Below are 11278 nucleotides of genomic sequence, written 5' to 3' on the forward strand. Positions count from 1 at the left end.
CTTTTTCATGGGGAGAGTCCGGTGACGCGTATTCTGCTAATCAATCCCAATACCAGCCAGGCCGTGACCGACCTCGTCGCCGGCCATGTCCGCCGCCAGATCGGCGACGCAGCGGAGGTCATGGCGGTGACCGGTCGCTTCGGCGCCCGCTACATCGCGAGCCGTGCGGCCGCGGCCATCGCCGCCCATGCCGCCCTCGACGCGCTGGCTGCGCATAGCGACGGGTGCGACGCGGTCTATCTCGCCTGCTTCGGCGATCCCGGCCTGCTCGCCCTGCAGGAGCTGTCGCCGGTCCCGGTGGTCGGCATGGCCCAGGCGGCCTGCCGGGAGGCTGCCACGGCGGGCCGCTTCGGCATCGTCACCGGCGGCGCGGCCTGGGGGCCGATGCTCCGCGACTTCGTCGGCACGCTCGGCCTGTCGGACCGCCTCGCCGCCATCACCACGGTCGCCCCGAGCGGCGGCGAGATCGCCGAGGATCCGGACCGCGCCCTCGGCATCCTGGCGCAGGCCTGCCGGGACTGCCACGACGCCGGGGCCGCCACGGTGATCCTTGGCGGCGCCGGCCTCGCCGGCCTCGCCCGGCGCCTCGCCCCGCAGGTCCCCTGCTCGCTGATCTGCTCGGTGGAAGCCGGCACCCGCGCGGCCCTCGCCGTCGCAACGACGCCCGAGGCTCGAACGATGCGCCCGGCCCCCACGGAGAGCATCGGCCTCGCGCCCGCCCTCACGCGCCGGCTGGCCGCTCCCGAATGAAGCCCTCTTGCTTCACACCGACCCGATGCCGTAACGGTCGGCCGCCGGGCGGTTAGCTCAGTTGGTAGAGCGTCTCCTTTACACGGAGAGGGTCGGGGGTTCGAGTCCCTCACCGCCCACCAGAGCGCGCCGACCTGTTCGCTTTTTGCCAGGGGAGCGGGGGAAGCGGCCCCTTTCTCGATGGCGATACGCTGACGGGACTTTGACCCGGGAAGGCCGCTCGGACCGCCCAGTATGCGAAACGTCCATCAGCTGCCGAAACCCGGATTCTCCTTGCTTGCGCGCGGGCCATGCGAGCGGTTTCGCGCTTTCATGCATGCGCGATGAGGGCTGCGCTGGTCATGCGTCCCCCGCCGCGATCCCGCGGACGGTCGAACGGAGCTGGGATTGATCCGCGCCCTGTTCGGCGGGGTTTTCCGGTGTTCGCCCGTCGCAGGCGTCCTCACGCCGAGCGGACCTGATCGAGGAAGACGGTCACTTGGTGTGTGAGCTGGTTCGCCTCGACGGCCAGCCGAGAGGACGATTCCAGGACCTCGTGCGCCGCGGCACCCGAGGTCTTGAGCGATTGCGCCACAGCCGAGATGTTGACCGTGACGTCGCTCGTCCCGCCCGAGGCTTCCGCGATGTTGCGCACGATATCGCCCGTCGCGGCGCCCTGCTGACTGACCGCCCTGTTGATGTCCGACGTCATGTCGTTCATCGCCTGGATCGTGCCGGCGATCGACTGGATGGCGTCGACGGCCTTCGTCGTCGACGTCTGGATGCCGCTGATCTGCGCCGCGATATCGGCGGTCGCCTTGGCGGTCTGAGTCGCCAGGTCTTTGACTTCCGCTGCGACGACGGCAAAGCCCCGGCCAGCCTCGCCGGCACGCGCCGCCTCGATGGTCGCATTGAGCGCTAGGAGATTGGTCTGTCCGGCGATGCTGGAGATGAGCCCGATCACCTCGTTGATCTGGCCCGCGCTCTGCGACAGGTCCTGGACAATCACGGCGGTGGCATTCGCCTCTTCGACCGCTGCCCGCGACATGGCCTGTGAATCCCGCACCTGACGGCCGATCTCTTCCACCGACAAACCGAGTTCCTCGGCCGCGCTCGCGACGACGGTGACGTTCACTGCGGCCTGCTCGGCGGCTGCCGCGACGGCCGTCGAGCGAGCGGTCGAGTCGGCCACGGCAGAATTCATCTGACTTGCGCCGGACTCGAGCGCGCGGGCGGATTGAGCGACGATCTCGACGATACGGCCGACATTGGTCTCGAAACCGCGGCTGAGATCCGCGAGCACGTCCTTCCGTCGCAGGTCCGCCTCGGCGCGACTGCGTTCGTTCTCGACCTCGAGTTCACGATTGCGCTTCAAGCTGGTTTTGAAGACTTCGACCGCAGCGGCCATGCCGCCGATCTCATCGGCCCGGCCGACGCCCGGTATCGTCTCATCAACGTCACCGGCGGCAATCCGCGACATGCTGTCGGTCATCTGGCGGATCGGCCGCGACACCCGGCAATAGACCAGGATCGAGATCCCGATGCTGATGGACAGAGAGCCGACAATGATGGTGATCGCCAAGTAAAGGCGCTGTCGGGCGTCGGACAGTTTCGCGCCGATCGAAGCGTCGGCCTCGGCAAAGGCAGCATCGCGCAGCGCGATGACCTTTATCCAGGTCGGCACCGTCTTCTGGCGATAGTCCTCACCGGCAAGGGGGTATTGCCCGGTGACAGCTCCATCGAGCACCTTCTGATTCAGGTCGCCGAACTGCTCGATGTAGATCGATTTGACGGCCAAGACCGCGTCCTTGAGATTCTTCGGCGTCGTCTCCTGCTCGATCAGCGGCGAAAGTCTGTTCCAGGCCTCGAGGACCTGACCCCGCAGTTTGACGATCTGTTGTCGGTCGACGTCGGAAGCCGGCTTGCCGCTGGCGATGAAGTTCAACAGCATGCCGGCTTCACGGCCGCCCGCATCGCGCAGATCCAGGACAAGGGTGGCGAAATCGGCGTATCGGAAAGCGTTTCCGTCCACCGTCGCGAGCTGCCGCGTTTGGTCGAGCATCGCCGCCAGCACGACCTTGTTGATCTCGGCGCTTTGTTCGCCGGCCAGTTTGATGGCGTCGCCCCGTGCGCCGGGTTGAGCATTGCGAATACTTTCATCCCCGGCGGCGCGCGCCGCGCTCCACATGCGCGTGATGCGGTCCGTCGTCTCGACCAGGGGCTGCGCGGCCGAATCGACGGCCGCCAAAGCACCAGCGGAAGCGCGTGCAGCCGTCATCGCCGTATCCGTAGCCTGACGCATGGTTACATGGGCATTGTTCTGCGGCGCCCCGCCTCGCGGCTCCGTGCTGATCAGCAAGGTGAACATGCCGCGCTCGGGATTCAGCGTCGCCGGAACGTTCGACAGTGCCTTCAAGATGTCGAGCCGCGCCGAAGTCAATTTCACGGCAGATATTGCGGTAAATTGATCGACTGCGATGATGGAGCCCAGGCCGCAAGCAAGCAAAGCCAGCATCAGTATACAGATAGAGAGCAAACGATTCAGAGACATAAGCCCTCCACCCGGCTTCCTTTTTCGCAACGCCTAAGATGATATTCTGCTACGGTATAACAAGTCGTTAATGTTTGCTTGAATCAAGTACCTGTCCCGCCATCAATCTCATTGGCCGCATAATTAAATATATGAAACCGACATGCCGCTTGTCGATTTTTATCAGGATTAATTCATGCGAATAAAATACAGCATGATATCGTCTCTTTGTAGTTCCGCTGCTCGATACGGTTGTATCTCGATGACGGCGCGCTCTGCGCTGGCGCATCGGCCAAAAACCCTGCCCATGACCGCATTCATCGATCTCGAGCGCCGCGAAGCTGCTCAAGACGTTCTCGTTGGCTCGACAATCGGGAACGGCCTTGAGGCGTGGCAAGTGTCTGCACGTGCCGGATCGCAACCGGTCTCGGTCGCCGACACGCGCAGACAGGGAAGTTACGCAAAGCGTGCCTGCACCTCGGGCATCAGCCCGTTCAGACTTCGCGCCAGCCAGGCTTCGTCGTGTCGGTAAGATGGTAGGTGATCGGCCCAAGGCCGCTGATCGCAATGATCGCCGGTTCCTTGATGCCCGACTTCACGCCGTCGTAATGCGGTGTCTTCGCGACGCGATGGACATAAGAGCCGGCCGGAACCGGCACCGTCGCCTCCGCGGAGAAATCCGATCCGCTCGCCACATACCACGTGCCGGACAGAACCACGCAGAGGCGGTCGGTTTCGTACCAGTGGGGGGCGCTCATGTAGCCCGGATGCCAGCGGATCAGCACGAAATACTGTCCCGGGTCGCTGATTTTACCGAACATCGGCGCCTGCTCAGCCATTCCAGGCGGGAAGTTGTAGAGGGGCTGCCACGGAATCTGATCCGGCAGCTTGACGATCGTCTGCGTGGGATCGACGCCTGCGGCCCGGGCAGAGCCTCCTCCGAGCGTCGCTGCGGCGGCGGCCAGTAACGGGGCAAGGAGCAAATCGCGCCGATTGGCTGCGAAGTCGACCATTGTATGTCTCCAAATGAACCGCACAGATCGCGGGTTGGTCGAGCCTCACCCATGAGGAGAATCGAGCCAGCGCAATCGTATAGCACGGCCATGACAATACGTTTTATGGCTCAACAACACCGTTCGATAAAAATAACTTATAGCCATCGTAGACTAGCGACTCGACGATTTTCATATTGTTGATGTTATTATTATGGTCTGAAAAACGATCTTCACATTTTGTATTAACTTCGGAGCAATTTATTTGTATTGATGAGATCATCGGCCTTTGATCAGATGCTTAAATTTCTCTGTCAGTTTTTCACGCCATAAGTCTATTTTATCAACACATCGATTGCATATACCGCATAGATTGGCTGCATATGGTCCGCGTAAGGAATTCAGCCCGGGTGAGATGGTATCGGCCTGAATCGTAAGGCTTGTCGACACATCGCGATTGGCGGGGACGCGCTTTGCCAAGGAGCAGGTCTCGCGCCGTGCCGTCTCTGCGGCGTTGTCAGCGATGGCGATCGTGCTGAGCGGTAAGGCAGCGACGGCACACCTGTAAGCGTATTGGGCTCTCTGATTGGAGGAGCGCCTTCGGTTCGAGGTCGCTGCGCGATGCATTGAGGGCGGTCGCCAGGGAATACCGGACCTTGGACGTGCCGAGACGCCCCGAATCCGGTACGGCTCCGGCTCTCGGAAGGCCGGCTGGACAGGATCAAGATAGTCGTCCGGGGCGATATCGACGCTGCGCAGAGTGCTGCGCCGGCGACGACTCGCTGGCGCGCGCCAAGCTCCTCCCCGCGGCCCGGCATTCCATTGGTCGATCCACGCCGCCGCCACACTACATACCCGATCATAAGGGTGTGGCCGGAGATGTCGTGTGCCTGTGCGTCTGCTCAACAACGGCAATAACAGGATCCAGATCGCGCAGGATTTCTTGGACAATTCCGATGGGACGATCACCATCAACGGTGACGGCAGTCATGTCCTGATCGGGGATGGCGCCAACGCGTTCGAGCGGATGTCGCTCACCTGCGGGCCGAGCTCCACCGTCCATATCGGGCACGGCGTCCGCCTCGCCTCCGTGCAGATCTATGTCTGCCCCCATTCGAAGCTTTTGATCGGGCATCACAGCGCCTTCGCCAACGAGGGCCAGATCTTCGTCCACGAGACGAAGCCGATCACCATCGGGCACAATTGCCTGATCTCGGAGGGCGTCAATTTCTGGGTGAGCGACGCCCATTCGATCATCGATCTCGAATCCGGCCGGCGGATCAACCCGTCGCGACCGATCCATGTCGGCCATCGGGTCTGGCTCGGGCGCAATGTCAGCGTGTTCAAAGGCGCGCATATCGGCGACGGGGCAATCATCGGGGCCCAGTCGCTCGTCAGCGGCGTCATCCCGGGCAACACCCTGGCCTACGGATCGCCTGCCCGCGTCGTGCGCGAAAACGTCAGCTGGGACATCAATCTGATGCCCGACGATGGGGCCGATCCGGGCCCGTCGCCGGAGAAGATGGGGCCGACCGATGGCTTGTCCCGACCGGCGGATGCCCGGCTCGCCCTGGCCGAAGCGCAGTACCGGACGGAGGCGGTCCAGACCGTGCTGGCGGCGGTCCTCGCCAGCCAGAGCTGGCGCGGCCTGAACCGCAAGAAATTCCGGCGGCTGATCGCCGAGGCGAGCAGCGCCGTTCCCGACGCGGGGCCGGCCGCCGTGCAACACGCGGTCCTGCTCGCCGAGGCCCGCAAGGTCCTGTGGCTTGGGTGAGCGTCCCTCCGCCCCCTCGGTCCATTATGTCGGCTTCCGGGACGACCGGTACTGGAACGCCTACCGGATCTTCGGCGGCCCGCGGGTGATCCACCGGCGCTGGGATTTCTACGCCACGCGCGATGTCGGGCCGGGCGATGTCGTGATCTTCGCCCAGGGCGACGAGACACAGCCGCTCGCCGACCGCAACGCCACCGACATCGACGAGCGCTGGCTGCTTGGCCCCCGCCCGGATCCGCTCGAGGACGTCTAACGCCCGATCGACCGGGCCGCCCGCACGACCGCGTCGGGATGGGTATGCGGGAACATGTGCCCGGCCCCGGGCAGCATCTCCAGTGTCGCCGTGGGGATCATTTGGCCAGCAGCAGCCCCGTGAAGGTAGGAGTTCACGACGATGTCGGCGCCGCCGCACAGGATGCGCGTGGGAACCCGGAGGCTGGAATAGCGCATCGCGCTGCGGGTGAGCGCCGGCCAGAGCCAGCCGGCATCCTCGCCCTCGGCGGTTAACTGCGCGGCGCGCCCGGCGAGGGCGAACGGAAAGTCCTGACGAAAGCGCTGCGGCATCGCCTGGGGCAGGAACATCGCGTTCCAGAGCAGCGGGAGAAGCGAGGGATCGCTCGACGCGTGCAGGATTCGGGTCAGCAGCTCGCCACCCAGCGGCAGCGCCCGCGGTCCGAACAGCAGATGCTCCAGGCGCAGTTCCGGGAAGCACACCGGCGCCAGGGAAACGACCCCGGCGATCTCATCCGGGTAGAGCATTCCGTAGGCCAGGGCGACTGCCCCACCGAACGAGTGGCCGAGGATCACCGGACGCTCCAGACCGAGCTGCCGGACCGCGTCCCGGATGCACGCGGCCTGGTCCCAGATGTCGGCGGCGCGCCCCCGCGGCCGCAGGCTGAACCCGTGGCCGGGGCGGTCGACGGCAACCACCCGGAAATGCTCGGCCAAGGCCGGCACCGGCCCGAGCCATTGGTCCTCCAGGCACATCATCATGCCGTGGATCGCAACGAGATCGGGCCCCGAGCCCATCTCGGCATACGCGATGGTCCGATCGTCCGGCAGGTGGACGAGCCGGCGCGGAACGATGCGGGGATCGGCCTGCTCACCTGGGGTCGGCTGAGCCGGCCCCGGGAGCGAACGCGCAGAGCGGGTCAATTACAGGCGCTTCCGGCGCCTGGGGCTGGTGCCGAGCAGGGCCAGGGCCGCCACCGTGCCGACACCGAGCAACCCGGCTGCCGTGGCGAGCGGGTGCAGGCTCGCCCGGGTATAGGCGCTGGTGCGCATCACGTAGACGGGCGGGTCGCCGCGGGTGATACCGGCCGGGACCGGCGCATGCAGGGCTCCGGTCGGATCGCGGGGCGGAATTCCGCGCTTCTGCATCGCGATGATCGCTGGGCCCATGTAATCGTAGGCGCCCGGGGCGAATTCCTTGCCGGCGACAAAGGCCTTGCCGGCGCCGCCGACGAAGATGTCGCGCTGCGGATGCACGGCCGCGTGCAGGATCGCGTTGGCGACTTCCTCGGGCGGGTAGATCGGCGGCGGCAGGGTCGGCTCGCGATCCATGTAGTTGCGCGCACGCTGCGGCAGGGGCGTGTCGATCGAGGCCGGCTTGACCAGCGTCACCGAGATCGGTGCGTCCTCGACCATCAATTCCATGCGCAGGGCGTCGGTGAAGCCCTTCACGGCATGTTTCGAGGCCGCGTACATACCCTGGAACGGGAAGGCGAGGTCGGAGGCGATGCTGCCGACATTGATCAGCGCCCCACCCTGCGCGTGCAGGTGCTCCACGGCCACCAGCGACCCGTAGATCGTGCCCCAGAGATTGGTCTGGATCAGGCGCTGATGGTCCGCGTCGCTGATCTCGCGCAGGCGGCCGTAGATCGACGCGCCCGCGACGTTCACCCAGGTGTCGAAGCCGCCGAACGTCGCGATCGCCCGGTCGGCGATGGCCTGGACGTCGGCGCGGTTGCCGACATCGGCGACGACGTGAAGCGCCTTGCCGCCGACGCCCTCGATCTCGGCCTGGATCCTGGCCAGGGCATCGCCGCTGCGCGCCGCCAGCATGACCCGGGCGCCGCGCTCCGCCGCCATCCGGGCGGTCGCGAGGCCGATCCCGGACGACGCGCCGGTGATCACCACAACCTGCTCGCTGAGCGGCTTATGCTTCATCATTCTTCCCCATCGGGCGATCCCCGCGCCTGGCCCTGTGGGACCGGCGCGTTCACGCTCTCAAGGGTAGTCGCCCGGCAGGCCGCATGGTTCCGGCGTGGCCGGGCGTGATCGCGTCGCAGGCGGCTTCGGGACGGCTCAGCGCCCGTAGATATCCTCGACGCGGATGATGTCGTCCTCGCCGGTGTAGGATCCGACCTGAACCTCGATCAGCTCCAGCGGGATCTTGCCCGGGTTGTTCAGCCGGTGCATCGACCCGATCGGCAGGTACACCGCCTCGTTCTCGTGGACCAGGACCACCCTCTCGTCCACCGTCACCTCCGCGGTGCCGCGCACCACCACCCAGTGCTCGGCCCGGTGATAGTGCTTCTGCAGCGACAGACGCCCGCCCGGAACCACTTGGATCCGCTTCACCTGGAACCGCTCGCCGATGTCGATCCGCTGGTACCACCCCCACGGCCGGTACATCCGCAGATGCGCGTCCGCCTCCGGCTCGCCCGAGGCCCGCAGCGCGTTGACCAGCTGCTTGACCTCCCCCGAGCGGGCCTTGGACGCCACCAGCACAGCGTCCGGCGTGGAGACCACGACCACGTCCTCCAGCCCGACCACCGCGGTCAGGCCCTCGCCCTGGCTGTGCACCAGGCTGTTCTTCGTCCCGATCAGCGACACCCGGCCCCGCACCGCGTTGCCCTCGGCATCGTGGTCCAGCACCTGCCAGACCGCGTCCCAGGTCCCGACATCCGACCACGGGAACGACACCGGCAGCACGCCGGCCCGGGCGGTCCGCTCCATCACCGCGTAGTCGATCGAGATCTTCGGCGCCCGCGCGAACGCCTCGCCGTCCAGCCGGACGAAGTCGAGGTCGGTCACGGCCGCGTCCAGCGCGGCGCGGGCGGCCTCGAGCACCTCCGGCACGAACGCCTCGAGCTCGCCCAGCATCAGGTCGGCGCGGAACAGGAAGTAGCCCGAGTTCCACAGGGCGCCGTCGGCGATCAGCGCCTCGGCGCCGGCACGGTCCGGCTTCTCGACGAACTTCTCCACCCGAGCGGCGCCGGGGGCCTCGGGGATCGGCGCGCCGCGGCGGATGTAGCCGTAATCCGAGGCCGGGCGGGTCGGCTCGATGCCGAGCGTCATGGCGTAGCCGGCCCGCGCGCCCACGGCGGCGGCCTTCACGGCGTCGACGAAGGCCTGGGTGTCGGGCACGACGTGGTCGGCGGCCATGATCAGCACCACCGCCTGCGGGTCGATCGCGGCGGCGTGCAGCGCCGCCACCGCCACGGCGGCGGCGCTGTCCCGGCCCTGGGGTTCGAGCACGATGTCGGCGGCGATCCCGAGCTGGCTGCACTGCTCGGCGACGATGAAGCGGGCCTCGGCCGAGGCGATCACGGTCGGCCTGGCGAACACCGACGCATCCGCGACCCGCTCGAGGCTGGCCTGGAAGGTCGAGGTCTTCGCATCCACCAGCCGGGCGAACTGCTTGGGCATGCTCTCCCGGGACGCCGGCCACAGACGCGTCCCCGTGCCGCCGCACAGGATGATGGGATAGACCGTATCAATAGACTCAGGCATCAAGATCGATCTTTCACAAACAATGTTCTGAACTTTAAGACAGAACGATTAGCCAAAACTCACTTCAATAGGTCCAGCTGTCCGCCGGCCATGACCGGGCGGTGGCCGTGGTCCTCGCGCTTGAGGACGCCGTCGATGAACTGTGCCATCGCGCCGGTGAAGCGCTCGATGCTGAACTCGGAGGCCCGGCTGACCAAGTCGCCGGGCTTCGGCGCGATCGCCTTGCACCGCGCGATGGCGTCGATCAGAGCGTCCACCGACTGCTCGTGGAAGAACGTACCGGTCACCCCCTCCTGCACCGTCTCGGTCGCGCCACCCTTGCCATAGGCGATTACCGGCCGGCCACTCGCCATGGCCTCGACCGGAACGATGCCAAAATCCTCCTCGCCGGGGAAGATCAGCGCTTGGCAGCGGGCGTAATGATGCTTCAGAACCGCGAAGGGCTGAGGGCCAAGCATCGTGACGTGCGGCCCGGCCAGGCTCCGCAACTCGCGCAGCATTTCGCCGCCACCGATCACCACCAGGGGTTTCTGCAGCCGGTTGAACGCCTCGATCGCCAGTTCCGGGCGCTTGTAGCGAACGAGTTCGCCCACCATCAGATGATAATCGCCGATCTCATGCTCCGGGACGGGACCGAACGCGTCGGTATCGACCGGGGGATAAATGACGGTGGCGCTGCGCCGATAGTAGGTTTCGATCCGCCGTGCGACGGTCGCCGAATTCGCCACGAATTCGTGGACGCGGCTCGCCGAGATGGCGTCCCAGTTCCGGATGTAATGCGCCGCCGGGGGCATGAGGAGCCGGTTCAAGAATCCCGTCCGCTCGCGGTAATCGTGGAACATGTTCCAGACGTAGCGCATCGGGGAATGGCAGTAGCAAATGTGCGTCGCGTTCGAGGGCGGGATGATCCCCTTGGCCGGCCCGGATTCGCTGCTGATCACCAGATCGTAGCCGCGCAGGTCGAGCTGCTCGAGGGCCATCGGCATCAGCGGCAGATAGGATTTGTAGCGCGTCGCGGAGAACGGGAGCCGGCCGATGAACGAGGTCTGGATGCGATGAGCCTTGATCAGTGGCGATATCGAATCCGGTGCATAGGCATGGGTAAAAATATCCGCCTCGGGATACATCTTGCAGAGGGCTTCAACAACCTTTTCACCGCCTCGCATGCCCACGAGCCAATAATGAACAATCGCAACTCGCATACAGGCAACCTCGGTCGGGGCTTATGGCTTGAGGCTTGTATTAGCACGCTTTAGCGTCGTTCAGATCCGGTTGCGCATACTGAGTTTGTCCTCCCAGGCCAGCGCCTGGGCGACGATGGCGTCGAGATCGTCGGCCCGGCGGCGCCCGCCCAGCCGCGGGCGGGGCCGGCCCGCCCCCGCCCCGAACCCCGCCCGGTCCCCCCGCCGGCGCGGGGCCAGCCCGGGCGCGAAGGCCCCCCCCCCGCGCCGCCTGGCCCACCCCATCACCTCCCGCCCCCCGGCGCCCCCCCCCCACCCGCCGGTCAGTGTCAGG

Annotated in this window: 9 protein-coding genes, 1 tRNA gene and 1 pseudogene; 4 read left to right on the forward strand and 7 right to left on the reverse strand. The window is 66.0% G+C overall.

The window, feature by feature from the left end; all coding sequences use genetic code 11:
- Positions 1 to 21: 21 nt before the first annotated feature.
- Complete coding sequence (locus AO398_RS19515; RefSeq protein WP_058193860.1) at positions 22 to 750, forward strand: aspartate/glutamate racemase family protein; 729 nt, start codon at positions 22 to 24, stop codon at positions 748 to 750.
- 46 nt (positions 751 to 796) lie between these two features.
- Positions 797 to 872: transfer RNA gene (locus tag AO398_RS19520), tRNA-Val, on the forward strand.
- Positions 873 to 1192: 320 nt separating this feature from the next.
- Here AO398_RS19520 and AO398_RS19525 read toward each other — a convergent pair.
- The gene (locus AO398_RS19525) at positions 1193 to 3280 is read right to left on the reverse strand and encodes a HAMP domain-containing methyl-accepting chemotaxis protein (RefSeq protein WP_082643356.1); all 2088 of its coding nucleotides are present in this window, start codon (positions 3278 to 3280) and stop codon (positions 1193 to 1195) included.
- Positions 3281 to 3753: 473 nt separating this feature from the next.
- Entirely contained in the window at positions 3754 to 4272 is a 519-nt protein-coding gene (locus tag AO398_RS19530; protein WP_058193862.1) for a cupin domain-containing protein, read from the reverse strand.
- Between the two features lie 865 nt (positions 4273 to 5137).
- Here AO398_RS19530 and AO398_RS19535 point away from each other — a divergent pair.
- Positions 5138 to 6025, forward strand: coding sequence for an acyltransferase (locus AO398_RS19535; RefSeq protein ID WP_152997568.1), 888 nt, complete (start codon positions 5138 to 5140; stop codon positions 6023 to 6025).
- A complete protein-coding gene (locus AO398_RS19540; protein WP_058193864.1) occupies positions 6018 to 6278 on the forward strand; it encodes a hypothetical protein in 261 nt (86 codons plus the stop codon). Before AO398_RS19535 ends, AO398_RS19540 begins: the two co-directional genes overlap by 8 nt.
- Here the strand turns inward: AO398_RS19540 and AO398_RS19545 are convergent.
- From AO398_RS19545 to AO398_RS28835, 5 genes and pseudogenes are all read right to left on the reverse strand, one after another.
- A complete protein-coding gene (locus tag AO398_RS19545; protein ID WP_058193865.1) occupies positions 6275 to 7180 on the reverse strand; it encodes an alpha/beta hydrolase in 906 nt (301 codons plus the stop codon). The two genes, AO398_RS19540 and AO398_RS19545, sit on opposite strands and share 4 nt — an antisense overlap.
- Positions 7181 to 8194, reverse strand: a complete 1014-nt coding sequence (locus AO398_RS19550; RefSeq protein WP_058193868.1) for an SDR family oxidoreductase — start codon at positions 8192 to 8194, stop codon at positions 7181 to 7183. It abuts the gene before it with no gap.
- A 138-nt stretch (positions 8195 to 8332) separates the two neighbouring features.
- Entirely contained in the window at positions 8333 to 9763 is a 1431-nt protein-coding gene (locus AO398_RS19555; RefSeq protein WP_058193866.1) for a mannose-1-phosphate guanylyltransferase/mannose-6-phosphate isomerase, read from the reverse strand.
- A 59-nt stretch (positions 9764 to 9822) separates the two neighbouring features.
- Complete coding sequence (locus AO398_RS19560) at positions 9823 to 10965, reverse strand: glycosyltransferase (RefSeq protein ID WP_058193867.1); 1143 nt, start codon at positions 10963 to 10965, stop codon at positions 9823 to 9825.
- 60 nt (positions 10966 to 11025) lie between these two features.
- A pseudogene (locus AO398_RS28835) lies at positions 11026 to 11278 on the reverse strand (UDP-glucose 4-epimerase GalE); the annotation flags it as partial.

It is taken from the genome of Methylobacterium sp. GXS13 (assembly GCF_001455965.1).
Taxonomy (GTDB): domain Bacteria; phylum Pseudomonadota; class Alphaproteobacteria; order Rhizobiales; family Beijerinckiaceae; genus Methylobacterium.